General features: G+C 37.1%; 27 protein-coding genes and 2 pseudogenes. 15 read left to right on the top strand and 14 right to left on the bottom strand.

Annotated elements, in window-relative coordinates; all coding sequences use genetic code 11:
• Positions 1–180 precede the first annotated feature (180 nt).
• Both addA and LFLEISCH_RS11170 read left to right on the top strand, forming a co-directional pair.
• Positions 181–2,643: a helicase-exonuclease AddAB subunit AddA gene (gene addA / locus LFLEISCH_RS11175; RefSeq protein WP_007476549.1), complete on the top strand. Its 2,463-nt coding sequence runs from the start codon at positions 181–183 to the stop codon at positions 2,641–2,643.
• A gap of 58 nt (positions 2,644–2,701) precedes the next feature.
• Positions 2,702–3,064 carry a YisL family protein gene (locus LFLEISCH_RS11170; RefSeq protein ID WP_007476548.1) on the top strand — a complete coding sequence of 121 codons (363 nt, stop codon included), beginning with the start codon at positions 2,702–2,704 and terminating at the stop codon, positions 3,062–3,064.
• 189 nt (positions 3,065–3,253) lie between these two features.
• Here LFLEISCH_RS11170 and LFLEISCH_RS11165 read toward each other — a convergent pair whose 3' ends face one another.
• Entirely contained in the window at positions 3,254–4,066 is an 813-nt protein-coding gene (locus LFLEISCH_RS11165; RefSeq protein ID WP_007476546.1) for a Cof-type HAD-IIB family hydrolase, read from the bottom strand.
• 131 nt (positions 4,067–4,197) lie between these two features.
• Between LFLEISCH_RS11165 and yjfP the strand changes: the two genes are divergently transcribed.
• Complete coding sequence (yjfP, locus tag LFLEISCH_RS11160; RefSeq protein ID WP_007476544.1) at positions 4,198–4,950, top strand: esterase; 753 nt, start codon at positions 4,198–4,200, stop codon at positions 4,948–4,950.
• Between the two features lie 70 nt (positions 4,951–5,020).
• Complete coding sequence (locus LFLEISCH_RS11155; protein ID WP_007476542.1) at positions 5,021–5,329, top strand: metal-sulfur cluster assembly factor; 309 nt, start codon at positions 5,021–5,023, stop codon at positions 5,327–5,329.
• A gap of 49 nt (positions 5,330–5,378) precedes the next feature.
• Here the strand turns inward: LFLEISCH_RS11155 and LFLEISCH_RS11150 are convergent, their stop codons facing one another.
• Positions 5,379–5,720: a PTS sugar transporter subunit IIA gene (locus tag LFLEISCH_RS11150; protein ID WP_007476540.1), complete on the bottom strand. Its 342-nt coding sequence runs from the start codon at positions 5,718–5,720 to the stop codon at positions 5,379–5,381.
• Between the two features lie 127 nt (positions 5,721–5,847).
• Between LFLEISCH_RS11150 and LFLEISCH_RS11145 the strand changes: the two genes are divergently transcribed.
• Both LFLEISCH_RS11145 and LFLEISCH_RS11140 read left to right on the top strand, forming a co-directional pair.
• Positions 5,848–6,039 carry a hypothetical protein gene (locus LFLEISCH_RS11145; RefSeq protein ID WP_007476538.1) on the top strand — a complete coding sequence of 64 codons (192 nt, stop codon included), beginning with the start codon at positions 5,848–5,850 and terminating at the stop codon, positions 6,037–6,039.
• Between the two features lie 516 nt (positions 6,040–6,555).
• The gene (locus LFLEISCH_RS11140) at positions 6,556–7,077 is read left to right on the top strand and encodes a type 1 glutamine amidotransferase domain-containing protein (protein ID WP_007476536.1); all 522 of its coding nucleotides are present in this window, start codon (positions 6,556–6,558) and stop codon (positions 7,075–7,077) included.
• A 24-nt stretch (positions 7,078–7,101) separates the two neighbouring features.
• Here LFLEISCH_RS11140 and LFLEISCH_RS11135 read toward each other — a convergent pair whose 3' ends face one another.
• Positions 7,102–7,368 (bottom strand): hypothetical protein, encoded by a 267-nt coding sequence (locus tag LFLEISCH_RS11135; protein WP_007476533.1) that lies wholly within the window; start codon positions 7,366–7,368, stop codon positions 7,102–7,104.
• A 107-nt stretch (positions 7,369–7,475) separates the two neighbouring features.
• Positions 7,476–8,768 carry an NCS2 family permease gene (locus LFLEISCH_RS11130; RefSeq protein WP_007476531.1) on the bottom strand — a complete coding sequence of 431 codons (1,293 nt, stop codon included), beginning with the start codon at positions 8,766–8,768 and terminating at the stop codon, positions 7,476–7,478.
• 173 nt (positions 8,769–8,941) lie between these two features.
• Here LFLEISCH_RS11130 and LFLEISCH_RS11125 point away from each other — a divergent pair, with 173 nt between their 5' ends.
• From LFLEISCH_RS11125 to LFLEISCH_RS14750, 7 genes and pseudogenes are all read left to right on the top strand, one after another.
• Positions 8,942–9,583, top strand: a complete 642-nt coding sequence (locus LFLEISCH_RS11125) for an HAD family hydrolase (RefSeq protein ID WP_007476530.1) — start codon at positions 8,942–8,944, stop codon at positions 9,581–9,583.
• A gap of 145 nt (positions 9,584–9,728) precedes the next feature.
• On the top strand, positions 9,729–10,037 hold the full coding sequence (locus LFLEISCH_RS11120) for a PTS sugar transporter subunit IIB (protein ID WP_007476528.1): 309 nt from the start codon (positions 9,729–9,731) through the stop codon (positions 10,035–10,037).
• Positions 10,038–11,285 (top strand): PTS sugar transporter subunit IIC, encoded by a 1,248-nt coding sequence (locus LFLEISCH_RS11115; protein ID WP_007476526.1) that lies wholly within the window; start codon positions 10,038–10,040, stop codon positions 11,283–11,285.
• Between the two features lie 19 nt (positions 11,286–11,304).
• Positions 11,305–11,632 (top strand): annotated as a pseudogene (locus LFLEISCH_RS11110) (PTS sugar transporter subunit IIA).
• A 30-nt stretch (positions 11,633–11,662) separates the two neighbouring features.
• Positions 11,663–13,090, top strand: a complete 1,428-nt coding sequence (locus tag LFLEISCH_RS11105) for a glycoside hydrolase family 1 protein (RefSeq protein WP_112153768.1) — start codon at positions 11,663–11,665, stop codon at positions 13,088–13,090.
• A 78-nt stretch (positions 13,091–13,168) separates the two neighbouring features.
• Positions 13,169–14,554: a BglG family transcription antiterminator gene (locus tag LFLEISCH_RS11100; RefSeq protein WP_051057314.1), complete on the top strand. Its 1,386-nt coding sequence runs from the start codon at positions 13,169–13,171 to the stop codon at positions 14,552–14,554.
• Between the two features lie 56 nt (positions 14,555–14,610).
• Complete coding sequence (locus tag LFLEISCH_RS14750) at positions 14,611–15,081, top strand: PTS sugar transporter subunit IIA (protein WP_051057313.1); 471 nt, start codon at positions 14,611–14,613, stop codon at positions 15,079–15,081.
• Here LFLEISCH_RS14750 and LFLEISCH_RS11095 read toward each other — a convergent pair.
• From LFLEISCH_RS11095 to LFLEISCH_RS11070, 6 genes are all read right to left on the bottom strand, one after another.
• Positions 15,068–16,219, bottom strand: a complete 1,152-nt coding sequence (locus tag LFLEISCH_RS11095) for a pyridoxal phosphate-dependent aminotransferase (RefSeq protein ID WP_007476519.1) — start codon at positions 16,217–16,219, stop codon at positions 15,068–15,070. The genes LFLEISCH_RS14750 and LFLEISCH_RS11095 overlap by 14 nt on opposite strands.
• 60 nt (positions 16,220–16,279) lie before the next feature.
• Positions 16,280–17,005 (bottom strand): amino acid ABC transporter ATP-binding protein, encoded by a 726-nt coding sequence (locus tag LFLEISCH_RS11090; protein WP_007476517.1) that lies wholly within the window; start codon positions 17,003–17,005, stop codon positions 16,280–16,282.
• On the bottom strand, positions 16,998–18,455 hold the full coding sequence (locus LFLEISCH_RS11085; RefSeq protein WP_007476515.1) for an ABC transporter substrate-binding protein/permease: 1,458 nt from the start codon (positions 18,453–18,455) through the stop codon (positions 16,998–17,000). Before LFLEISCH_RS11085 ends, LFLEISCH_RS11090 begins: the two co-directional genes overlap by 8 nt.
• Positions 18,456–18,558: 103 nt before the next feature.
• On the bottom strand, positions 18,559–19,065 hold the full coding sequence (locus LFLEISCH_RS11080) for a hypothetical protein (RefSeq protein ID WP_007476512.1): 507 nt from the start codon (positions 19,063–19,065) through the stop codon (positions 18,559–18,561).
• Positions 19,066–19,170: 105 nt separating this feature from the next.
• On the bottom strand, positions 19,171–20,169 hold the full coding sequence (locus LFLEISCH_RS11075) for an inorganic phosphate transporter (RefSeq protein WP_007476511.1): 999 nt from the start codon (positions 20,167–20,169) through the stop codon (positions 19,171–19,173).
• 11 nt (positions 20,170–20,180) lie between these two features.
• Entirely contained in the window at positions 20,181–20,765 is a 585-nt protein-coding gene (locus tag LFLEISCH_RS11070; RefSeq protein WP_007476509.1) for a DUF47 domain-containing protein, read from the bottom strand.
• Positions 20,766–21,192: 427 nt separating this feature from the next.
• Here LFLEISCH_RS11070 and LFLEISCH_RS11065 point away from each other — a divergent pair, with 427 nt between their 5' ends.
• Positions 21,193–22,080 carry an aldo/keto reductase gene (locus LFLEISCH_RS11065; protein WP_007476507.1) on the top strand — a complete coding sequence of 296 codons (888 nt, stop codon included), beginning with the start codon at positions 21,193–21,195 and terminating at the stop codon, positions 22,078–22,080.
• Entirely contained in the window at positions 22,077–22,736 is a 660-nt protein-coding gene (locus LFLEISCH_RS11060) for a DNA alkylation repair protein (RefSeq protein ID WP_007476505.1), read from the top strand. Before LFLEISCH_RS11065 ends, LFLEISCH_RS11060 begins: the two co-directional genes overlap by 4 nt.
• A 15-nt stretch (positions 22,737–22,751) precedes the next feature.
• Here the strand turns inward: LFLEISCH_RS11060 and LFLEISCH_RS11055 are convergent, their stop codons facing one another.
• From LFLEISCH_RS11055 to LFLEISCH_RS11040, 4 genes and pseudogenes are all read right to left on the bottom strand, one after another.
• On the bottom strand, positions 22,752–23,624 hold the full coding sequence (locus LFLEISCH_RS11055; RefSeq protein ID WP_007476502.1) for an RluA family pseudouridine synthase: 873 nt from the start codon (positions 23,622–23,624) through the stop codon (positions 22,752–22,754).
• A gap of 58 nt (positions 23,625–23,682) precedes the next feature.
• Positions 23,683–24,981, bottom strand: coding sequence for a hemolysin family protein (locus LFLEISCH_RS11050; protein WP_007476500.1), 1,299 nt, complete (start codon positions 24,979–24,981; stop codon positions 23,683–23,685).
• Positions 24,982–25,212: 231 nt separating this feature from the next.
• Positions 25,213–26,085, bottom strand: a complete 873-nt coding sequence (locus LFLEISCH_RS11045) for a cation diffusion facilitator family transporter (protein ID WP_007476498.1) — start codon at positions 26,083–26,085, stop codon at positions 25,213–25,215.
• A gap of 55 nt (positions 26,086–26,140) precedes the next feature.
• Positions 26,141–26,567: pseudogene (locus LFLEISCH_RS11040) on the bottom strand (low molecular weight phosphatase family protein).
• Between the last annotated feature and the right edge of the window lie 44 nt (positions 26,568–26,611).

Genomic DNA, 26,611 nt, shown 5'->3' with positions numbered 1-26,611 from the left:
AAACTTTGGTTTCAAAAAATTTTCCAAAAAAGTCWTTTCGTTCAATGTAAAAAGAAGAAAAGTAGGCGTTTATGATTTTAATTGACTTAGAACATCTTGCCCTTGCTATTTTATCAGATAACGGGAGACCCTCACATGTTGCACAGGAACTCAGAAATTACTATAAAGAAATTTTAATTGATGAAGTATCAAGATACAAATTTGGTACAAGAATCCATCCTGCAACAAATTGTGCTACCTGATGAAGCAAAAGGGAATTTATTTATGGTAGGAGACGTCAAACAATCCATTTATCGATTTCGTCTTGCCGAACCCACTTTATTTATGGAAAAATATGAGCGATATCAATTGGACGGAAAAGATACAGGTCTTCGAATTGATTTAGCTAAAAATTTTAGAAGCCGTAAGGAAGTACTTGATACAACGAATTTTATATTTAAGCAAATCATGGATAAAGAAATTGGCGAGATTGATTATAATAAAGAGGCAGAGCTTGTTCTCGGCGCAACTTTTAAAGAGTCTAAAAATGCTGAGACAGAACTTTTAGTTGTTGATATGCAAAAAAATGTGCAAAACCTTGATGAAAATTTAATGGCGGAGGATTTACAAAAAAATCAAGCAGAAGCAAGAGCAATTGCCCGAAAAATAAAAAATATGATAGCAGATCAATTTCCTGTTTTTGACAAAGAAATTAAGCAGTTTAGACCTATGCGTTACCAAGATGTTGTTATTTTGTCACGAGCAATGACAAGTGCACCGGATTTAGAAGAAGCGATGAAAGAAATGGACATACCATTTTATGCAACCAGTCAGCAGGGATATTTTTCAGCAGTAGAAGTCGCTACAATAATTTCCTTGCTTAAAATAATAGATAATCCTTACCAAGATATTGCGCTTGCAGCTGTGTTAAGATCACCGATTGTTGGTTTAAAAGAGGAAGAGCTTGCTTTAATACGCTTGAGCAGAAGTAAAGGATATTTCTTTGATGCCCTAGAAGCATATTCTAAAGAACAAAATCAAACTGCTGAAAAAATAGATATTTTTCTAAAACAATTGATAAATTGGAGAGAACTCTCTATTCGTGAAGATTTAACAACACTCATTTCAGGGATTTATGATGAGACTGGGTTCTTTGAATTTGTGGGTGGACTTCCAGGTGGAAAAACAAGGAAAGCTAATCTACAAGCGCTATATGAGCGTGCAGGGCAATATGAGAAAACGGCCTTCCGAGGCTTGTTCCGATTTATTCGTTTTATTGAACGTTTGGAAGTTCGTGGGGATGACTTTGGAACAGCAAAAGTACTTGGAGAAAAGGAAGATGTAGTGAGAATGATGACGATTCATTCCAGTAAAGGGCTGGAATTTCCGGTTGTTATTCTATCTGGTATGGGTCGTAAATTCAATATGCGTGATATTAATAGCAAAGTTTTGCTAGATAAGGATTTCGGATTTGCGTCTAGTTATACAGATATTGAAAAACGAATAACTTATCCAACTATCATGCAACAAGTTTTTAGAAAGAAAAAAATTAATGAAATGATTGCCGAAGAGATGAGGGTATTATATGTTGCCCTTACAAGAGCAGAAGAAAAACTAATTATTACTGGGACGGTTCCAGAGTGGCAAACGTCTTTGGAAAATGCTTGTCAAATTTCAGATAGAAAAGAATGGATTTTACCTCCTAGCGTTCGATCTAGTACAAGGAATTATCTGGAATGGATTTTATATTCGTTAGTTCGTCATCCAGACTTCTTTAAGCAAGTAGGGATTAACAAACCCGTAACACTTGCGACAGATATGTTGTTGAAGGTAACGATTTTGGATAAATCTTCTTTAAATGAAATAGACACAACTAACCCAAATCAGGAATACCTACCATTTTTAAATGCATTAGAAGAAATCCCTCATACAAGTAACAAAGAGGAGCAAATTGCTAACACTTTTTCTTTTGAATACCCTAGAAAAGTTAGAACGCAAATTCGTTCAAAGCAATCCGTTACAGAGTTAAAACGGCAATTTCAAATCCAGGATAGCTTCAGTGATAACAAATTTCTAGAAACAATTAAACAATCATCTCTTGAGCGGCCAAAATTTGTACAAGAAAGCCAATTAAGTAGTACTGAAATTGGTACAGCAATGCATACAGTTATGCAATCAATATCCTTACAACAAACTCCAAATGAAGAAACATTAGAGAGATTGTTAGATGAGATGGTTACAGACTATAAAATAACGGAAGCTGAAAGGAAAATGATTAATAAAGCACAAATCTTAGCTTTTTTTCATACTAGTTTAGGGAAAAAAATAATAGCGGAAATGCCAAACGTAAAGAGGGAAGTACCTTTTATATACCAACTTCCTGCAAAAAAAGTGGTTAGAGAAGCCGATGAAACAGAAACTGTTTTAATACAAGGTGTTGTAGACTGCATGCTAACTGAAGATGATGGGGTAACGATTATTGATTTTAAAACAGATCATATAACAGGAAGGTATCAATCAAATGAGCAGATGGAAAAAGTGATGCGAAGACGCTATGGCACGCAGTTAGAACTTTACAAGGAAGCGATTGAAGCAATTACTGGCTTACCTGTAAAGCGATCTGTACTTTATTTTTTTGATTCAGAAGAGATACTTGATTTTTGAGCGCGTGAAGGAATTCATGCTATGATAGAGATATATTAAAAAGAGAAGAGGGATTTTTATGTGGGGATATCTTCATTTGATTTCGTGGGTGGCAATTTTTATATTGACCGTTGCGGCGTTTATCATATATCCAAAATCAGAGAAAAACTATACGATATTAGCAATGGTTAATCGCGTTTTTTATATTCTTGTTATTTTTAGTGGTATTATGATGATTCAATATAGTGTTGAAAAAGGTTGGGCTATCGCAGGCTTTAAAATTTTGATGGGTATTGTAACAATCGGTGTGATTGAAATGTTGCTTAGCTATCGGAAAAAGAAAAAACCAACAAATTTGTTTTTTCTCTTATTTCTAATTGCAGTTATTATTACAGTATCATTAGGGTTTTATTTATCTGGAGGAGCGCCTTTATTTAATTAAAAAAAGTAGGAGTTCTCCTACCTTCAGACTGCTGACAAACGGCAATCTTCGTCGTTAGTGCCTCCGTTCTGGTGCTCACGTACTCGAGTACGCTCCGCTCCGGTACTCGGCACTGCCTAGAATCTCACCATTTGTCAGCAGTCTGATTTTGGTGAGAAGCGTTTTGTTTTGCGTAAGCTTTGAGTTCTCCTACTTTCTAAGTAAATTCTCTTCCAAATATATAGCAATGCCATCATCCTCGTTAGAAAGTGTAACGGCATCTGCAACATTTTTAGCCGCGGGTATGGCATTGCCCATAGCTACACCAGTCCCGGCGTAATCTAACATTTGAAGGTCATTTGCTTCATCTCCAAAGGCAATAATATCTTTTGAGTCTATTTGAAGTGATTTTGCCGCTTTTTGGATACCTACGGCTTTATGAATGCCATGCTTCACGATTTCAACTGCTGGCCAGCTTGCTCCCCATGTATGGTGAGAAATAACATCAGCAAGCTCCTCGTCAAGATGTTTACTCATGAGATCGAGCTGTTCGTTTTTTCCAAAGAAAAGTAAAGAGGTAGCATTTGCATTGATGGTTTGCCTAATATTTCCAATGACGACATTGTTAACCCCTAAATGGAAAGTTTCTGGGACAGTATCATCACTACGCTCCAAAAAAACACTATCCTGAACTTCTGCTGCGATATTTGCTAATGGAAGCGTGGAGGAATAGTCAAGAATGTCCTTAACAATACTTAAATCAATAGATTCATGATAAGCATCAAGGTAGTTTGGATTTAAAGGATGATGTAAAACAGCACCATTAAAATTAACAATAGGTGTTGTTAGCTCTAACTCACTATAATAAAAGCTGCTTAAGCGATAAGGCCTGCCAGTTGCAATCATGACTTCATGGCCAAGGCTTCGAGCAGACTTAAGAGCTGATTTTGTACGTAATGAAATTGTTTGGTTTTCTTTTAAAGTTGTACCATCTAAATCTAATACTATCAGTTTTTTATTCATAATAGCTCCTTAATCTTAATAAGTTTTATAAATTCATAGGGTTACTATTATGATAGACTGCAAAGGATGCTTTGTAAATGGATGAAACTTAACAATTTGCTTTGAAAAGAAAAAGAAATGAGGCCATGCCATTGATTCAAGTAATTCATGAAAGAATAAAAAATATTCCAGTTTTACATATTGTAAAAGAAAAGCATCGTGATGACAAATTGAAAACAGTGATATTTTATCACGGCTTTCAATCTCAAAAAGAACTTTACTTGCATTATGGTTATCTTTTAGCTGAAAAAGGCTTTCGCGTCATTTTACCTGATGCTCATTTTCATGGTGAGCGAAAAGGAGACGTTAGTGAGGAAGAACAGGCCATGTTTTTTTGGGATACAGTGGAAAATAATATTGAGGAATTAGAGAATATTGTAGATAATTTAGTCGCAAGATCGTTAGCCAGTAAAGAAGCTATTGGTGTTGGTGGGGTTTCTATGGGAGCAATTACTTCACTAGGTATCCTGGCTAAATACAAATGGGTTAAGGTGGCTGTAAGTTTGATGGGTAGCGCCTACTATGGACATTTTGCAAGAGGACTTGTTGAACAGGCATTAGAAATGGGTTTGGAATTTCCTTTTGATGTTAATAGCCGAATTGCCTCACTTAATCCATATGATTTGAGTGAGCAAATTGAAAAAATCGGTAATAGGCCGCTGTTTTTATGGCACGGAAAGAAAGATAATGTTGTCCCATTTGCTTATAGTGAAAAACTTTACCAAGTGTTAACTGAAAATAAAATGGTTAATAATGTTGAATTTATAATCGATGAAAGAGCAAAACATAAAGTAAGCATTGAGGGCATAGAAGCGTGCGTTTCATTTTTTTACCGTTATATGTAAGGGGTAGTGAAAATGATTCTCATGTATGATACAATAATTTTACGAACAGATAAAAGGAGGTTTTTACTAAGTGGATGAGGAACTAAAAGAAAATATCATGGGGGCGCTTGAACAAGTTATTGACCCTGAACTCGGAATTGATATTGTGAACATTGGTTTAGTTTATGATGTGGATTTAGATGAGGATGGACTTTGTACAGTTACGATGACACTTACAACAATGGGGTGTCCGCTTGCCGGTGTTTTGACTGATCAAGTTCATGCAGCGCTTAGTGATATTCCAGAAGTAAAAGATACAAATGTGGATATTGTTTGGAACCCACCATGGACTAAAGATCGTATGTCCCGCTATGCAAAAATAGCGCTTGGTATTCGTTAAATGAAAAGGCGAATCTATTCTTGTAAAAAAGAATGGGTTCGCCTTTATACTAGTTTAATTGTTCAAGTTTTTCAATGCGCTCTATGAGGCTAGCCTCGCGTTTATAGACTTTAACGAGCTTTTCGGCTAAATTTAATTCGGCGTGTGCGGTCATTAGATGGTCTTGGCCATGAATTAATAAAAAACTAGGCGTATCGTGTTCTCTTTGCGCCACTAGTTTGACTTGCCAGCTGTGGCCACTTTGATATTCGTTTAATCCGGTTTTTAAATGTGATTCAGCGGACTTAAAATCATAGTTTTCTGCTGCTTCGATAGCACTGTAGGCTTCTTTTCGTGTGTTGCCACCATGGAAAATCATTTTAACGACGGCTTCCTCTACTTTAATCTCCATAATCTCACCTCGATATGTACTTTCTTTTATTTTAGCAGAATAGATTTAATAAATCAGCCTATAGGAGGAGTTAAGCTCATTCTTTTTTGATTATAATAAAAGTAAGAAAAAATGAGGGGAGACTTTTATGGAGGAACGTTTATATGAGTTGGAAGATAAAGTTCAAGATTTGGAACTTGAAATCTTCGAGTTGAAAAAACAAGTCCATGAATTAGAAAGTCGTCCAAGTGAAGGGAAGGGCTTCTTAGGTGGACAGGTTTGGGTGCTTATTCCAATTGTGGCTATTATTGGGGGCGTAATTATTTCAATTTTAGACTAAATAAGCTCCGTATACAGCCATTTGAAAAATTTTCATCAAAATTTAAGGGTTTTTACTCGATTTTTTTATTAATTTTAGATATTATATTAAAAGGTGCTATTTTTTCAATAGGCTAATCAAATTTAGTCACAAATTTTCCATATTTTGTTCTCTTGATTTTTTTGAGAAGAATAGTACAATAAGAGTATAGAGTTTTATCCTGATGAAAGCAAAACTATATATTTTGTTTTCATGGGGATAAGACCCTATCATGGTTATAGTGGCTTTCGGTGTATCCATCTTCCAATAGATTAACGTTTGTTAATCATCTGTTTTGACACCGAACCATTATTTGTTTTCATTCATCTCATTTGCCGTGTAGTTTCAGTCTATGCCTCATCCCGTTATGCATAGACAAATGAACATGATGGCGACGCTGAACATTTTGTTCAGCGTATTTTTTTTGCTTTAAACAAATTATTTTTTTGGAAATCAACTTGTTTGTTATACTCAGGATAAATGAGGGGGGAGATTGATTTGACATTACGAGGAAAAAAAGTAATTGCTCTGGTTAGTGATGATTTTGAGGATTTAGAATTGTGGTATCCTGTTTTACGCCTACGCGAAGCTTTGGCAGAAGTTCATCTTGTTGGGGAAAAAGCAGGTCATATATATCACGGGAAATATGGTGTGCCTGCAACATCTGATTTTGCTTTTTCGGATATTAATGTGGAAGAATATGATGGAATCTTAGTTCCAGGAGGATGGTCACCAGATAAATTACGGCGTTATCAAGAGGTGCTTGAATTTGTGCGTTATTTTGACAAGGCTAAAAAACCGATTGGCCAAATTTGTCATGCAGGTTGGGTACTTATTTCCGCTGGGATTTTAAAAGGTGTTCATGTTACAAGTACACCAGGAATAAAAGATGACATGATGAATGCTGGGGCAATCTGGCATGATCAAGCAGTTGTTGTGGACGGCCATATCGTGTCAAGTCGCCGCCCGCCAGATTTACCAGAGTATTTACAAGAGCTTGTTAAAGTATTTGAGGGATAAAAAAGACGCTTTTATAGCGTCTTCTTAAAAATAGTAACTAATGATAAACCCGATAAAATTGGGAACAGCCGCAAGGGCGAACATAATACTCCACTGCATTTGTTTTTTTCGATTAGTATTACCGCTTCTGCCACCAAGCGAAACAAAGGCGGAACAAAAAATAGAGCCAAAGACGAGTAATGCTGCTACAAAAGAAAACAGAGTAGAGAGTGTGTAATTTGGTAAAATAAAGCTAGACAGAAAAATAAGTATAGCTAAAATAGTGCCGGCTAAAAAAGATTTTAAGTACAAAATAGTCATCCTTTTCTAAATTAAAGTTACTTTCTTTATAGCAAAAGTAACATTTTTTGTCTAGTTAAAAGAGCCAAAAGTTCATATCAAAACTTTTGGCTCTTTTATTAATGTGGTAAGAAAGCTACTAAAATAAAGAATAAAATAGCGATGAAAATGAGAAATGCGTTAAGTTCACGCCATTTACCAGTAAATACCTTTAAGATGGGATAGGAGATAAAGCCAAATGCAAGTCCAATTGCAATACTAGATGTTAATGGCATGGCCAAGATAACAAGAAAAGCGGGGAAAGCTTCATCAAGTGTATCCCAATCAATTTCTTTAACGGCACCAATCATCATGCTACCTACAATAATAAGGGCCGGAGCTGTGATAGCTGAGATTCCTGAAACTGCACCAACAAGCGGAGCAAAGAAGGCAGAAATAACAAATAAAATGGAAACTGTTAAAGTTGTTAAGCCGGTACGCCCACCTGTTGCAACACCTGCCGATGATTCAATATAAGCACTTGTAGGCGTTGTGCCGAAAACAGATCCGACAGTTGTTGCCACTGCATCTGCCATTAAAGCTTGTTTCGCATTAGGCAAAGATTCGCCTTTCATTAAACCAGCTTTTTTTGCAACCCCAATCATTGTTCCTGTTGTATCAAAAATAGTAATAAGTAGAAAAGATAGAATGACGGCATATAAGCTATGCGAAATAACATCTGAAAAAGCGTGGATTGGATTCGTAAATACAAGTTCTGGCATTGGCGGTAATTTTACAAAGCCATCTGTGAACTTTAATTCTCCTGTAAAAAAGGCGATGATGCCTGTCGCGATCATTCCAATAAAAAGGGCCCCTTTAACATTTAAGGCTAAGAAAATTAAAGTGATAAGTAAGCCTACAATAGCAAGTAAGGCTTCTGGTGAGTGTAGGTTTCCTAAACCGACTAAGTTAGAATCATTTTGTACGATAATGCCAGTCATTCGGAAGCCGAGAAATGCTATGAATAAGCCAATTCCGGCTGTGATTCCCGCTTTTAAGTTGTGGGGAATAGCCGTAATAATTTTCTCCCGAAGAGGGGTTAAAGAAAGTAGTAAGAAGATGAGTCCAGCTACGAAAACAGCTGCAAAGGCGACTGTATAATTGAGTTTTTGGGTAGTTACAACGGTAACAAAATAGGCGTTCATGCCGAGCCCTGGTGCGATAGCGATAGGGTAGTTTGCGAAAAGGGCCATCCACAGTGTTCCGACAACTGCGGAAATAATTGTAGCCATAAATACGGTGTTAAACGGTACTCCCGCGGCCGATAAAATAGCTGGGTTAACCACGATAATGTAAACCATTGTGAGGAAAGTAGTAAAACCAGAAATGATTTCAGTCTTCGCGTCTGTTCCGTTTGCTTTTAATTGAAACATAAAATAACGACACTCCCTTAATTCGTGTTATTTACGAACGATAATTATCACATATACAATAATATTCGTTTTTTGTTTAAAAAGCAAGTGAGTTTAGGCAATTTTTTTGCACTATTATGGAAAAGTGAAATATGGTACAATGAAAGGGATTTCAAAAGCTAGGAGGGCATGATTTGAAGGCAATTGTATTTGATTTTGATGGGACAATGATTGATACAGAAAATTTATGGCATGAGGAAACAATGCGTTATGTAAAAGATAAGTATGGCCTTACGATACCTACACATATTTATCAGGCGATTATAGGTACCTCTGAGGAGCCTTTGCATGAATACTTGTTAGAGCAAACAGCAGGAAAATTTGATGTAGAGCAGTTTACTACACATATTGCAGAGCAGCTACATGGTGGTATCGACCACTTGGAGCTTCGAGAGGGCTTTTTACATATCTTTAACTATTGTCTCCAAAATGATTTTAAAATTGGCTTAGCGACGAGCTCAGGACGAGACTGGGTTGTTCCTGTTTTGGAAAAATTTGATTTACTGGAACACTTTTCAACAATCCAAACTGCAGATGATGTAGTAAATATTAAACCACATCCAGAGCTTTATTTAAAAGCTGTAGAGGAACTAGGTGTTGGTGTGGAAAACACCTATGCAATTGAAGACTCGCTTAATGGCGCCACCTCTGCTAAACAAGCAGGTGTAGAAGTCATTGTTGTACCAAACGAAACAACATGTGCGATTAAATTTCCTGAGGATATGAAGATATACACTAGTTTTGAAGATATTCCTCTATCAGAAGTATTTAGTTAATTTATATTTCAATAATTTAGGAAGACTTTTTTATCCAAGTGGTAGAAAAGTCTTTTTTATTTTCCTGGGGATAGGAAAATAAAAAAAATTGAAAGCGTTTGCTTAATGGCGTAAATTGAAAGTATTAAAAGAAGGGGTGAAGGATATGAAAAACATATTATTGATTTGCGGTTCTGGTGCATCAAGTGGTTTTATGGCAGCCTCAATTAGAAAGGCAGCGAAAAAAAATGGTAGGGAAGTTTCTGTTAAAGCAATTAGTGAAGCACAGCTAGATGAATATATTCAAACGACAGATATTCTTCTTATCGGTCCACATTTAGCATATATGTTAGAAGATTTGAAAAACAAAATGAAAGGAAAGAACATTCTTATAGATATCATTCCGCAAAGTATTTATGGAGCTTTAGATGGAGGAGCAGCTTTAGAACTTATTACAAAAATGGAGGAAGCGTAAATGAAGAAAATAATGGATTTTATGACCAATCGCTTTGCGCCTAAAGTAAATAAAATTGTTAAGAATCCTTGGATAGCCTCTATTCAGGATTCAATTATGACAGCCTTACCACTAGTTTTTGTAGGTTCACTTATTACGATTATTTCGCTTTTGAAAAATATTTTTAAAAATATGCCGGATTTCTCTCTCATTAGTACCTTTTCATTTGGTATGTTTGGTTTAATTGTAGCCTTTTTAATTCCATATTATTTAATGGAAAAGAAAAATAATCATTCTGCTAAACTCATTTCAGGTGCAACGTCACTCGTTTTATTTTTAATGCTAATCAGCCCGTCTTTAGTAAACGAAGGAGAAATTACTTTTACATTATCTCGTTTCGGGGCATCGGGTATGTTTTTATCTATTATTACGGGACTGTTTGTAGCAGGGGTCATGAATTTCGCAGCCAAACACTCTCTTTTTAAAGAAGATACGCCTATACCGGATTTTGTGGTGGGGTGGTTCAATAGCTTGTTACCGATAACGTTTATTTTAATTGTAGGGTGGTTAATCACCTTTCAATTTCAAATTGATTTTTTTGAAGTAGTTATTTGGGTATTTAGCCCGCTAGCAAAGATTGTTCAATCTTATCCGGGCTTTGTATTATCAGTTTTTATACCCGTCTTCTTATATACATTTGGTATTTCTGGCTGGGTAATGATGCCGGTCGTTTATCCAGTTTATATGGCTGGTCTTGCTGAAAATTCTGAGCTAGTAGGTAAAGGGATGGACGCAATCAATATCGCAACTCAAGAAACTTGTTACGCCTTTTCTTCTATGGGCGGGATTGGCACGACGCTCGCTCTGGCGGTGATGATGGTTTTCTTAACGAAATCTGCTCAGTTAAAAGCTATTGGAAAAGCAACCATTATCCCTTCTATTTTCAATATAAATGAGCCGCTTGTCTTCGGAGCACCAATTGCTTTTAATCCATACCTCATGATACCAATGTGGATTAACGCGATACTTGTGCCTTCGATTGCGTATGGCGCGATGTATTTTGGATTCGTGAATATACCGTCTGAAACATTTTTGTTATGGTATATGCCATATCCATTTACTTCATATTTAGCTACACAAGATTTTCGAGCAGTTATTTTAGCTATTGTGATTTTTGTCATAACATGGTTTGTATTTTTACCATTTCTTAGAGCTTATGATAACTCGCTATTAAAAAAAGAGAAGGAAGCGTTTCAAAATAAAAGTTAGAACAGACGGGGGCAGTAAAATGATACCAGAAAATGATGAGTTAAATACACTATCCATGAATATTTTAGTCCATGCAGGTAATGCGCGAGAATTTTTTTGTTAGAGCACTTTCTGAGTTAGAAAAAAAGAAATTTGATGAAGCAAAAGAAAAGATTCAAAAAGCAAAAGAGGAAGTTGTCATTGCTCACGGCCTTCAAACGGAGACACTACAAAAAGAAGCTTCCGGGGAACAAGTTCGCTATTCGACATTATTTTGTCACGCTCAAGATACACTTATGACGGCTCAAAGTGAAATTCTAATTGGAGAACATCTTGTGAAGCTATTTGAAAGTTTAACAGAGAAATAGAGAGGTGGAGTTAAAGTGAAAAATTATCAAATGCCTAAAGATTTTTTATGGGGCGGTGCAATTGCCGCTAATCAAGCTGAAGGTGCGTATCAAACAGATGGAAAAGGAGTAAGTTTGGCAGATATTCATAAGTATTTTCCGGATAAAACCAATGCTGAAATTGGCGAGAAGCAACATGCTGGGATGTCACTCGCAGAAATCAAAGCAAATTTAGCTGATAAAAATGGATACTATCCAAAGCGTGTGGGTATTGATTTTTATCACACGTATCCAAAAGACTTGGAATTGCTTAGTGAGATGGGTTTTAAAACATTCCGTACTTCAATTGATTGGACAAGAATTTTTCCAACTGGAGAAGAAAATGAACCTAATGAAGCTGGATTAAACTACTATGATGCGTTAATTGATAAAATTATATCGCTTGGCATGGAACCTATTATTACGCTACTCCACTATGAAACTCCGGTCGATATCACACTAAACTATGGTGGTTGGCATAATCGTAAAGTCATTGATTTATTTGTGAAATACGGCAAAGCTGTGTTAAATCGTTATCAAGATAAGGTGAAGTACTGGATTGTGATTAATCAAATCAATTTAATTCATTTTGAGCCATTTAATTCAACAGCGATTCCAAATGATGTGGTAAAGGATTATGACTCTGCAAGTTATCAGGCGGTACATAATCAGTTTGTGGCCAGTGCTTTACTCGTCCAGTATGCAAAGGAGATAAATCCGAATATGCAAATGGGTACGATGGTGGCAGATTCTACAGCTTACCCTTATTCTTGTAAACCGGATGATGTGATTTTAGCGCTTAAGCGTAATAGAATGCAATATTTTTATACAGATGTTCAATTTGGCGGCAGCTATCCCAAATATGCACTTCATTATTTTAAAGAGGCGGGCATTGAAATTGACATTACAGAAACGGATAAGGCCATTTTAAAAGCAAATCCAATGGATTATCTTGCAATTTCGTATTACTACTCGCAAATGGTCAATTCAGAAATCAATACTTTGAAACCAGATTCCGTTTCAAAAAATCCTAATTTAAAAGCAAATCCTTGGGGATGGGCAGTAGATTCTTTGGGACTCTATAATTCACTTTCACAGTACTGGGATCGCTATAAAAAACCAATTATCATAGCAGAAAATGGTTTTGGAATGTATGATGAAGTTACAAATGGAAAAGTCCATGATGACTATCGTATTTCATATTTACGTGAACATATTCAGCAAATGAAAAATGCGATGGAAGACGGGGCAGAAGTTATTGCTTATTGTGCATGGGGACCAATTGATATTGTAAGCTGTTCTTCCGCACAAATGGAAAAAAGATATGGCTTTATCTATGTAGACCTTGATAATGAGGGGAATGGGACAGGTAAGCGAATTAAAAAGGATAGCTTCGAATGGTATAAAAAAGTTATTGAAACAAATGGCGAAAGTTTATAAAAAAGAAGGGTGAGAGGTCTTAAAATTCTGTTGAATACTAGGCCTCTTTGCCATTGAACAGAAAGGGGAGCGTACGCTTTGAATAAAGTTTTAGTGGAAACTTTGCTGGATAACTCGGACAAGTGGATGAAAGCTACAGAATTAGCTAGTATTTGTGGCTGTACAACGCGTACGATTCGAAATCATGTTGCAAAAATGAATAAGATGACAGAAAAATTAATTGTTTCTAGTGAAAAAGGCTATCGTTTAGATATGATGAAATATCCAACTTTTTTAAACAATAAAAATACACAGGAGCTTACGAAAAGAAACCGAGAAATTTATATTATTCGTCATTTGCTCGAAAACTCTGGGAGAGGTGTCGATATTTTTGATTTAGCTGAAAAGTTGTATGTTTCGGAGTCTACACTTAAAGCAGATATTCAGCAGCTGAAAAAAGAGCTAGTAAAAAGTAATTTACTTATTAAAACAGTTGGTGATATTTGCTTTTTGCAAGGATCCGAACAGGCGAAGCGTAAATTTATGATTTCTGTTTTATATGAAGAAGGAAATGCTCAAAATGAATTAAAAGAAAATATTCAGGAAATGATTGGTCATATTTCATTATCTGACCTAGAAAATGATATTAAAGAAACGGCGCTTCAATTTGGTCTCGAAATGAATCAATATTCGTTAAACAACTTGGTCATGCATTTTGCGATTACGATTGAGCGGATTAGTGGCGGAAATCTATTAAAAAAGAGGATTTCACATGCATTGGAAATGGAATCGCTGGAATATAAAATAGCTAAAAAGATAACTCAAACGCTTGAAAAAAAACATGCTATTATATTTTCGGAAGGAGAAATTGAACAGCTTTCGATTATGTTTGTTGGATTACAGCAGGAAGGAAAACTTGATAAAAGCTCAATTCATCAATTTGTGGATGATAAAATTATCGATATACTAAAAGAAGTCATTCAAAAAGTAGAAGAAACGTATTTAATAAGATTTGATAATGAAGATTTTTTAAATAAACTTGCTCTTCATGTTCAAAACTTGTATGATCGCTCGAAAGTCAATAACTTCACTCGAAATGATAGTTTGCTAGATATTAAAATGTCATATCCGCTTATTTATGATATTTCGGTATTTATTTCTTCTTACATCACGGAGCAACTAGATATTCTCTTAAATGATGATGAAATTTCATTTATAGCGTTGCATATTGGGGCATATTTTGAGGCAGAGTTAAATGATAAAGAAGCCTTAAAAGCTATTTTAATTTCCTATGAATATCCAGAAATTATTAAGCAATTACAAAAGAAAATAGAAAGACTCTGTGCAGGTGAAATTAAAATTGCAGACGATACCTGGCAAATAGAAAAGAATCAGCAGCCATTTATCATTACAACAGATCGAAAGGTGCTACTTAAACACCCAGGAGCTGTTTTTGTACATCCTTTTTTAAACGAAAAAAGATAGAGGAAAAAATTCGGCATAGAGTTGCGGCTATCAAGAATTTTCAACACCAAGAAAAAATGTTTCACTATATTGATAAATATTTTGATACTTCCCTTTTTTTTGGACAAATTGATCCAGCATCATACACGAAAAAAGCCATTATAAACCGACTAGTGTCTAAAATGGCTGTACAAAATTATGTGGATTTGAATTTTGAAAATCTCGTTCTTGAACGTGAGGAGATGTCGCCAACAAGTTTTCCATCTGGGGCGGCTGTACCTCATGCAATGAAAATGATAGCACACAAAAGTTGTGTAGGCGTAATGACACTGCAAGAACCAATTAAATGGGAGAATCAAGAAGTAAGTTTAGTTTTACTTATTGCAATAAGTAAACCAGATGTGAGCGAATTCAATGATTTTTTAGAAAAAATTGTAGAACTTATTTCCGAAAAATCATATGTTCGTGAGCTTACAAAAGCAGAGACATTTGAAAATTTTATTTTGAAATTAAAAATGCTTTCGGGAAATGCTCTTAGTGAAATGTAAGTTCTGCCATTCGGTCAAAGGCTTTTTCAAGTGTTTTTAGGTCTTGGGTTGCCGCTAGCCGAACATAATTGTCGCCGCCATCACCGAATGCGCGTCCTGGGATAACTAGGACTTGCGTTTTTTTAAGTAAATATTCGCTAAAAGTCACGGAATCCATACCTGTTTTTGTGATATTTAGAAATGCGTAGATGGATCCTTTTACAGGATGAAGGGACAAGTAAGGAATAGCAGAGACACGTTTATCAATGTATTCTAAACGCTCTTGGAAAACTTTGCTCACCTCAGGTATAAGCTCTTCTGCGTGATTTAACGCGTAAATAGCCGCTCGTTGTGACGGAGATGGGGCCGAATAAGTAATCCCTTCATTAACCAGTTTGGCAGCCTCGTTAATATAGGCAGGCGAAATCATATAACCAAGACGCCAGCCCGTCATAGCAAAATTTTTCGACATACTACCAAAAGTAATTGTATTTTCCGGTGCAAGACGCGCCATTGGAACGAAGGGCTCATAAAAACTAAAACCATCGTAAACCTCGTCAGAAAGAATATAAAAATGATGTTTCTTAGCAAGCTCCGCAATTTTCTGAAGCGTTTCAAGTGAAAAAACAGCGCCAGTTGGATTGTTCGGCGAATTTAAAATGAGGGCCTTCGTTTTATCCGTGATGGCCGCCTCTAAAATATCCGTATGAATCATAAAATCATCTTTTTCAAAGGTCGGAATAATAATAGGCACGCCGCCCGCGGCTAAAACCTGATCTTTGTAAGGTGAAAAATATGGTTCATGGATAATAACTTCGTCGCCTGGATTTACAATCACTTGAAGCGCCAAATACATACCATGTAAGGCGCCTACAGTCGCACGAACTTGATTACGTTCAAAATTCAGTTCATACGTACGTGAAAAGAAGCCACGAATGGCATCAATTAATTCCACGTCGCCGCCAGATTCTGTATATTTTGTATGCCCAGCAGAAACGTCTTTAAAAGCCGCTTCAATAATTTTTTGGTTCGTAATTAAGTCCGGATCCCCGATTGAAAGGTCTAAAATATCGGGTGTCGTTTTAGCGAGAGTTCCGATGTCAGCTAAAATATTGACGGGTGTCTCCTGCCATTTAGCACTTATAAAACTTTTATCCATTATGTATCCCCCTAACGAAAAAGGAACGCACAGGGCATTCCTTTTTCTTGTATTGTAGCACTAAGCTAATACTTTTCCTAGAAAATCTTTTGTCCGTTCATTTTGTGGATTGCCAAAAATTTCTTCTGGAGTTCCTATTTCTTGCACAACACCAGCATCCATAAAGACAACGCGGTCAGCAACCTCTCTTGCAAAGCCCATTTCATGCGTCACAACAACCATCGTCATGCCTTCTTTAGCGAGAGATTTCATAACACTTAAAACTTCACCCACCATTTCTGGATCAAGCGCAGAAGTAGGTTCATCAAAAAGCATCACATCAGGATTCATGGCAAGCGCTCTTGCAATAGCGACCCGTTGCTGCTGGCCACCGGAAAGACTTGACGGATAGCTCGCTGCTTTTTCGGCTAAACCTACTTTGGTTAAAAGTTGAGTTGCGTGTGTTTTCGCTTTGTTCGCGTCTTCTTGCTTAACCTTTAGAGGAGCCAACATTAAATTCGCAAGGACCGTTTTATGTGGGAATAAATTGAAATTTTGAAAGACCATGCCCATTCTTTGGCGTAAACTATTAATATCGGTTCCTTTTTCGAGTAAATTTTTTCCTTCAAATAAAATGTCGCCGCTTGTCGGTGTTTCAAGTAAATTTAAACAGCGTAAGAATGTACTTTTGCCGCTTCCAGAGGGGCCAATGACCACCACCACTTCTCCGGCTTGAATATTTAAATTGATTCCTTTTAGAACCTCATTTTTCCCAAAATATTTGTGTAAATCATTAACTTTAATCACTAGTTTTCATTCTCCTTTCAGCAACACCGAGTAGTCTTGATAAGCTGAATGTTAAAGCAAAGTAGATGAGCGACGTGATGATAAGCGGAATGAACGGCTTGAAGCTTGCGCCTTGAACGACTCCTGTCATAAACATCAGCTCGCTGACACCAATGATGGAGACAACAGAAGATTCTTTGATAACCGTTACAAATTCATTCCCGAGAGCAGGAAGAATATTTTTAATTGCTTGCGGAAGAATAATGTAACGCATTGCCGCGCCACGTGTCATACCTAGCGAGCGGGCTGCTTCCATTTGTCCTTTATTCACGGCTGAGATACCAGCACGGATAATTTCGGCCACATAGGCTGCACTGTTTAGAGTAAGTGCGATACACCCTGAAATAAAGGCAGTTAAATTCAGTCCGAAAACTTGTGTACCGAAGAAAACAATGAAAATTTGTACAAGTAGTGGGGTACCCCGGACGAATTCAATATACCAAGTTGCAGGCCAGCGAAGCCACCTTGTGTTCGCGAGTTTTAAAAGGGCGAGGAAAGCTCCGAAGATAGCTCCGAAAAATACGCCAATTGCAGCAAGTGCAATGGTATAAAGTGTTCCTTTTACGAAATAACTCCCGTATTGCTCAAAAAAGCCGCCCTTTTGAAACATTAACTCGTTCGCTTCTTTTTGATATTCTTTTAAAAGTCCTTTATCTTTAATCGTTTGAATAGACGAGTTTACTTGGTTTTTTAGCGAAGTTGCTCCTTTTTGCATGGCAATTGCTGTTTCTTTTTCGCCATTTACAAAAGTAATATCAGAAACTTTTAGCGTTTTATCTTGACTAACATAAGCATCTGCAACAGGCCCTTCAAGTACAACCCCGTCTATTTTATTACTTTTTAGGTTTAAAATCAGGTCAGGTACTTTTTGAAGTGAAACGACCGAAGATCCCGTAAGCTCGTTTTGAGCCAGCTCTTCTTGTGTAGTTTGCTTCTGCGCTCCAACTTTCTTGCCGTTAAAGTCTTGCGTCGATGTAAATTTATCAGCATCTGCTTTTCGTACAACTACTTTTTGTTGTACAGTCATATACGGATCAGAGAAATCGACTTCTTTTAAACGTTCAGGAGTTGGCGACATACCTGAAATGATTAAATCAATTTTTCCTGTTTTTAAAGCGCCTAGGAGGCTATCAAAGCCCATTTCTTTAATATCTAGACTAACACCCATGTCGGATGCGATTTTTTTCGCAATACTAATGTCGAATCCTACGACTTGATCTTGCCCTTTAATCGTTTGATGGAATTCGTAGGGCGGGTAATCAGCGGATAAGCCGACTACAAGTGTCCCCTTGTCTTTTACTTCTTGTAGCGAATTATCTGTTGCTGCTTGTGCTGGAACAAATGATGCAAAAAATAAAAGAAAAATAAATCCGATAGCTACAAGTTTAGATACTATTTTTTTGTAGAACATATGCATAACTCCTTTTTTGTATGTTTCGATGTAATAATAATACATTAAAATGTTTAAATATGCAACGATTATTTACAAAATAAAAAGGATGCGTGCTGCATCCTTAAAATTCTTCTTTAATTAGCTTTTGAATAAAGTAGCTTAAGAAAAAGAAATTATCAGGGATATTAGTATTGTCGGATAGAAATTCAAATTCTACATTATTCTCTGTTTCTGTAATAATAGCACTTTCTTGGCCATGAAATAAGATGGTGATAGGGGATTCTGGCACTTTTTGAATAATTTCAATGGGAAACTCTGCATCTGTAGAAATAATATGAAGCGGATAATTTGGAAGGTCTTTTTCTTCAAAAGAAATTTCTTTTTTATGAATTTTATCATGATAAACAACAGATGCTCCGTCTTTACCGAGCCAGCCAATCTCAAGAGTGATAGAGCCAAGCTCCTCATTTTCAACAGATTTATAAGCGAAAATATCATGGCTTTTTGAAAAAGCGATTTTGGATGCTAGTTTCACAAGATGTCCGATAATTTCCTCCTGTTCATTTTTCACCTCAACAGGTTTGTTTTTTGCAACATAAAGTGATTTTTTATAATAAAACTTGGGCATCAAAAAAACTCCTTTCACTATCTGTATATGTACTTCCCCTTTTTGAAAGTGAAAAACGAAACAAAGAAAAAACCATCATCCAAAAGATAATGGTTTGAATATATATTATAAGAATAAACGTAAAATATAGAAGGTAAGGGCTGCAATAACAGCAGAAATTGGGAGTGTGATAATCCAAGTAATAATCATGCGTTGTGCAGTATCCCATTTTACCCCTTTTACTCGATGTGCAGTACCAACACCTAAAATAGAAGAGCTGATAACATGCGTTGTGCTGACTGGTAAATGAATGAAAGTCGCACCGAAAATGACGATGACAGAGCCTAAATCGGCTGCAACACCGTTTACAGGTTTGATTTTCATGATTTTACCACCAACTGTTTTGATGATTTTCCAACCACCGATACTTGTTCCGATAGCCATTGCAATCGCACAGGAAACTTGTACCCACAATTGTACTTCATCATTTGATTGGAATCCATTGGCAATAAGTGCCATTGTAATAATCCCCATTGATTTTTGTGCATCATTTGTTCCGTGTGTATAAGACTGGAGGGCAGCTGTTCCGACTTGAATCATGCGGAAGCGACGGTTTGTCGCAGCTAAATTTAAGTTTTTTAAGAAAATCTTAAATAATGTATATAAGGTATACCCAACAGCAAAAGCTAGGAACGGTGAAGCGATAAGACCAATCAATATTTTGGTAAATCCACCGTATTCAATGGCAGCAAATCCTGCGGAAGCGATAGCAGCACCTGCAATGGAACCAATTAGAGCATGCGAAGAACTACTTGGAATACCATAATACCAAGTAAGTAGGTTCCAAAAGATGGCCGCTAAAAGAGCCGCTAAGATAACAATTTCACCATGAGGTACGCTAAATGGATCAACAATGTCTTTTGTAATGGTTTTAGCTACACCTGTAAAAGAGATGGCCCCAACAAAGTTCATGACAGCAGCTAAAATAATCGCATGTTTTGGCTTAAGGGCCTTTGTGGAAACACTCGTCGCAATGGCGTTTGCTGTGTCATGAAACCCATTAATAAGGTCAAATGCAAGCGCGGCCAGTACGATGACGACGGTAATTAGTAACATTCCTTCCATCTGGTTGCTCCTTACGCGTTTTTCATGACAATGGATTCAAGCGTGTTAGCGACGCTTTGACAATTGTCAGCGATTTCTTCTAGGTTTTCATAAACTTCTTTTTTGCGGATAATTTTCACCGCATCGGTTTCTTCTTGGAAAAGCTTAATTAATGATTCGCGGTAAACTTCATCACACTTGGATTCATAATCTTTAATTTGAATCGCAAGTTTACGTACGTCTTTTAACTTTTTATCAAAAACTAAATCAACTGCTTTTTCAATTTCAACAGTACTTTTTTGGATAGCTTCGATAAATTTAAGCATGTAGTCGTCATAACGCGTGATTTGACAGATTTCAAGTGAGAAAGCGGTTTGCTCAAGACCATCCATAACGTCATCTAGACGATTGGTGAGTTCAAGCATATCTTCACGTTCAATAGGCGTGATAAAAGCATCGTTTAATTCCATAATCATTTTATGAACCATTGTATCACCAGTTGTTTCATACTCTTTCATTTTATCTGAGAAAGTATGCAGGTCCTCCACTGAACTGATGTTGTAAGATGCAAAAAAGTTAGCACCTTCATGCAAATTCACTGCAATGTCATGAAGCAAAGATGCAAAACGGTCTTTTTTTGTTTTTTAAAAGCCATTTTTTTCAATTCCCCCGATCTTTTTGGTAAGTCATTTTGATCATTTTAAGTTGCCTTCCAGTTTAGAGCAGGAAGGTTTTCTCTTTACAATTTGCTTACAAAAAAACAAAAAACTTTTACTTGAAATTTACCACATGTTAATACTAACATATTGGTGCTCTAAATAGTAACTTTTTTTTAGCTCTTAAAATGCAAAAAAATGAGGTAAACGCTTCCATTTAGGTAAATAAAACGTCTAGAGCCCTTTCCAATAAGTTAAAAAAATTCTTGCTTAAAAAAACAAATAATCGAGAAATAAAATTATTCTTTTTAGTAGGAAGAAAAGCAAGAATTCGGTATACTGGGAGTATTACATCCAATCTATTTGAGAGAGCTAAAGGAGGTTTGCCATGATGAAGACTTTACAAGATAAAATGGTGCTGAGTAATGGGCAACATATTCCCTATATTGGCTTAGGTGTGTTCCAAATGAGTGAACAAAATTATATTACCCAAGCAGTTATGCAAGCCATTCAAACAGGTTACCGTCTATTTGATACGGCAGCCGTTTATAATAATGAAAAAAAAGTAGGTTCTGCCATAAAAGAATGTCATGTGGCGCGTCAGGAACTTTTTATTAGTTCGAAAATTTGGAATGGCCATCAAGGCTATGATGAAACCCTTTTTGCTTTCGAACGGACACTTCGCAATTTGCAATTAGATTATTTGGATTTATATTTAATACATTGGCCTATTTCAGGCAAGTATTTAGATACATGGCGTGCATTTGAACGCTTACTTAAGGAAGGCGCTGTGAAGTCAATTGGGGTCGCGAATTTTAAACAGCATCACCTTGAAGATTTATTCCGGGTGGCGAACGAAAAACCCGTTTTAAACCAAGTAGAAACGCACCCTCTCTTACCACAAAATGAGCTACGCGAATTTTTGAAGAAAAATGGGATTGCGCACGCCGCCTGGTCACCGTTAGCAAAAGGGACGCTAATGCAGCATCCGGTCATTACAAGTATTGCCAAAAAGCACGGGGCGTTTGTGGATCAGGTGATTTTGCAGTGGCATTTGAATCGAAATACGATTATTATTCCTAAATCGATTACGTCTAGCCGTATTCGCGAAAATTCAAATTTGGCCTATTTTAAGTTGGATGAAGATGATATGCGTAAATTAAATAAATTAGAGTCAGGGAAATATGTCGGGCCGGACCCGGATGATTTAGCCTATTTCTTGAGTAGTGTAGAGCGCGAGCGTGAATTTATTGAAACAGGGGACATTGAAGCATGAATGATTTGGTCAAAATAAAAACCACACTAAAAGAACTAGCGAATCCGGAAAATCAGCCGAGTATGGAAGCATATATGAAAAATCAGTTTCCTTTTTTGGGGATAAAAGCAGGACCTAGGAAAGAATTTGTTCGTCAATACATTCGTGAAAATGGAGTCCCAAAAAATATCGATTTGCTTGCAGAAAACCTATTTTTAGAACCAGAGCGAGAATATCATTATGTGGCGATTGATTTATTAACACGCGATATGAAAAAAGTGGAGCCGCACATGATTTATGTATATGAAAAGCTTATTCAAACAAAATCTTGGTGGGATACTGTGGACGCGATAGCGGGTACGCTTGTCGGAAACTACTTTTTAAAATATCCAGAAGAAATGAAGGGATTAAATGAAAAATGGATTTCCGGAGAGAATATATGGCTTGCGCGCACCGCTATTTTATTTCAGCTGAAGTATAAAGAAAAAACAGACGAAGCGCTTTTATTTCAAAACTGTGATAAATGGCTCCATTCAAAAGAATTCTTTATTCAAAAGGCGATTGGTTGGGCGCTTAGAGAGTATGCCAAAACGGATGCTCTAAAAGTGAGAGCTTACGTGCTGGATTCAGAATTAGCGCCACTAAGTAGACGAGAAGCTTTAAAACATATTGGATAAAAAATAAAGAATCGTTCACCACGAGGTGAACGATTCTTTATTAGATTGCCAATCGGCGCCTGGCGCTACTTCGATTGTCATATTTTTTTCTGTAAAGGGGTGAGAAAGATAGAGCCGTTCAGCGTGTAGCATGACGCGTTTTGTTCGCTCCTGACCACCGTAAAGAGTATCGCCTATAATAGGATGGCCAATGCTTGAGGTGTGAACACGAATTTGATGCGTGCGCCCCGTTGTTAATTTGCACCGCACAAGCGTAACAGACGCCACCTTATCTTTTTCTAAAACGTGGATGTGCGTTTCGGCTGATTGCCCGTTTGGACTCACACGCTTTCTCCCCGAATGGTGCCGATCATTTCCAATCGGCTGATTAATGGTGCGGTCACCTTCTAAAACGCCGTCTAAGATAGCTAAATATTCACGTTTAATTTGCCGTTTCATAAGCTTATCGGAAAGGGCTGCTAGGCTTAGCGAATGTTTCGCGAAAAGAATAAGTCCGGATGTGGTTTGATCCAGTCGATGAACGGGCATGGCGGTTCCGCTTTTGGACTGGTTTAAATGAAACTGAACAAAATTGGCCAAGGTGTTTGTTTCAGTAGGGGCGTTGGGATGAGTTTTCACACCAACTGGCTTATTTACAATTAATAAATGCTGGTCCTCAAATCGGACATCAAGCGGGGCTTTTGTAGCCGTGATGGGATTATCGTGCAGTGAAAAGGTCAAAATATCACCAGAGGAAAGGGGCTTTTCAAAATCAATTGGCTGGCCATCCCGCAATACTTCACGGGCCATACGCATTTCGTGGCGCGCTTTTTTCCCAATATGAAAAAGATCCTTTAAGATTTGCGAGAGGGTGAGCCCGTCCCACGTTGGTAAAATTTGAATTTCCATAATATGCCTCCCGGACAAAAGAAGAAAGAATAAGCGCGCGGCCTATTCTTCAGCTTCTTCATGGTTTTTTTATGATTTCTAAATACTCAATATGATGCGGTTCTGCTTCTTTTACGCGGAAAATAAATCCGCCATATTCGATTTCGTCTCCGACTTCGACTTCGTAGTTTTGCGTTAAGAACCACCCGCCGATTGTGTCAACTTCGTCTTCCTCAAGGTCAGTTCCTAAAATATTGTTTACCTCATCAATTAAAAGTTTGGCGTCTACAATATAATGCCCATCTTTAATTTTCCGGATTTCAGGAATTTCATCCGCATCAAATTCATCACGAATGTCCCCAACAATTTCTTCCACAATATCTTCAACGGTTACAAGACCAGAAGTTCCACCATATTCATCTAAAAGAATAGCGATGTGTGAGCGTTCTTTTTGCATCCGAATTAAAAGTTCTTTAATTGGAATAGTCTCGATCACACGAATGATAGGCTTTACATATGGATCAACGGGAAACGGCTGTCCTGACTCATGTTCCACATAAGCAGACAAAATTTCCTTTAAATTTAAAACGCCGATAATATGGTCCTTATCACCATCAATGACTGGATAGCGTGTATAGCGCTCATTTTTCATAATGTCTGAAAGCCCGGAAATGTCCGACCCCACATCTACCGTTACAATTTCTGTTCGTGGAATCATAATTTCTTTTGCCATGCGCTCATCAAAATCGAAAATTTTATTTACATAACGAAATTCCGATTGATTAATTTCGCCGCTTTTATAACTTTCACCGACAATAATCCGTAACTCTTCTTCCGTATGTGCAATTTCATGTTCGCTGGCTGGTTCTAAACCAAATAGTTTAGAAATTAAAACGGAAGATTCATTTAGTAGCCAAATAAATGGAAACATAACTTTATAGAAATAATGTAGCGGTCTAGCAACAGCGAGAGCTACAGCCTCTGTTTTGTCAATCGCAAGCGTTTTTGGAACAAGTTCTCCAACAACAACGTGTAAAAAAGTAATAAACACGAAAGCGATGATAAAGGAGAGAATTGTCACAGCTGAACTTGGAATAGCTAGCATATCAAACAGCGGATGAAGTGCAGCCTCAACGGTAGATTCCCCGAGCCAACCTAAACCTAGTGAGCTAATCGTAATCCCAAGTTGGCAGGCGGATAAGTAAGCATTTAAATGGTTATAAATATAACGAGCAAGACGTGCGCGCTTGTTTCCTTCTGAAATAAGCTGGTCTAACCTACTCGGTCGCATCTTTACAATTGCAAATTCTGTCGCTACAAAAAATGCAGAAACAGCAATTAATAATGCAATAATTAAAAATTTAATGGTTAATATCAATCGTATGCCATCTATAGAAAGCTATAAATGGCTAACACCTCCTATTAGTATCTGTTTTCTATTAAAAGCAGGTGCGAACTTGTGCATTCAAAAGAGAAAATACTTGAAGCAAATGTTGTGCCCTGCGCTTGTTTATTTAGTTTCTCTGCCCCACCGGTAATTTCCCTCCTAACCTCAAAAAGCTATACGTACTTTAAATTATAATGGACTTTTAAAAAGAAAACAATGAATTTATTCTTTAAAAAAAGGCTCAATATGTACAAGCGTATAAGCGTTTGGAAAAGCCGTACGAATCACGCTTTCAATTTGCTCAGTGATAGCGTGGCTTTCGGTCACATTTAATTCGGCGTCAACGGAAATCGTTGCATCAATCCAAATTTTGTTGCCGTTAAAACGCGCTTTAATATCCTTCACTTCCTTGACATCACTCACTTCAGCGATTAGCGTGTGGATTTCTTCAAGTTTAGAGACATCAAATCCGTCGGTTAGACTATGGGCAGCATCAAAAAATATTTTGACGGCGGTGTAGCCGATGAGAATGCCGACAAGAAGGGCGGTTACGGCATCAAGCCAAGGCAAGCCTGCCATGGCACCTAAAATCCCAAGAAAGGCCCCGAAGCTCACCCAAGCGTCGGAACGATTGTCATATGCGGCAGCACGAATGGCTTGACTGTCGATTTTTTTAGAAAGACGGATGTTAAACAAATAAATGATATACATAAATATTCCTGAAAAGAAGGCTACAATAGCGGTTAGTAGACTAGGTGCACCGTAATTTTTTTCAATAAGATTGCTGATGGATTCAAAGATAACCTGTAAACTGACGAGTAACATGATAAATGAGGCGACGAGCGAACTAATGGTTTCTGTCCGACGGTGCCCGTATGCATGATCTTTGTCAGGAGGAATTCTTGAGATTCGAAGGCCAATTAAAAGTGCGATAATGGCGATGACATCGGTTGTGTTATTCAGTCCATCTGCAAAAAGTGCATCGGAATTTCCGAGAATGCCAACTGCTACTTTTAAAATGGCGACAAATAGGTAGGCGAACATACTCAGAAAAGCGGCTTTTTCTGCTTTTTTTATATCTTGGTAGGCTTCCATTTTGAATTCCTCATTTCTAATCATTATAAAAATCTCTCCGAAAAAATTCGGAGAGCTAAACTTCTATAAAAGCTTTTTTTAATTGTTTCACCGAAAGTGCAATTATATCACACACTTCCTGGTAGTGCGCCCATTTTGTCGGCAATTCACTTATGCATTCAGGATCTTCAATATCCCAGTACACCACTTTTTTATTAAAAGTATCAGGGAAATGGGGCGCAATTTCATGTGTAGAATCGTATATTGTCACAATTAAATCTGCGTCTTCAAGTAACTTTTGGCTTGGCGTATAGGAAAAACTGTTTGGTGCTTCCATGGAAAATTCATGAAGAACATCATTTACAAAATTGGTATCCCTCGCTTTTGACCAAGAACCGCTTATGAAAGTGACATCACGAAGCGGTAGTTTCTTTGCCCAGGCATGTGCAATGCTGCTACGAATATGCGATTGTGACAAAAAAATAAATAAGCTTGTGAGCCATGTTATTCCAAATTCCTTTCTAAACAATCACTCTGAATAGAATTA

The sequence above is a fragment of the Listeria fleischmannii subsp. fleischmannii LU2006-1 genome, from assembly GCF_000344175.1.
Taxonomy (GTDB): domain Bacteria; phylum Bacillota; class Bacilli; order Lactobacillales; family Listeriaceae; genus Listeria; species Listeria fleischmannii.
Note: the sequence above shows the minus strand (reverse complement) of the source record. Positions and strands in the feature narration are given on the sequence as shown.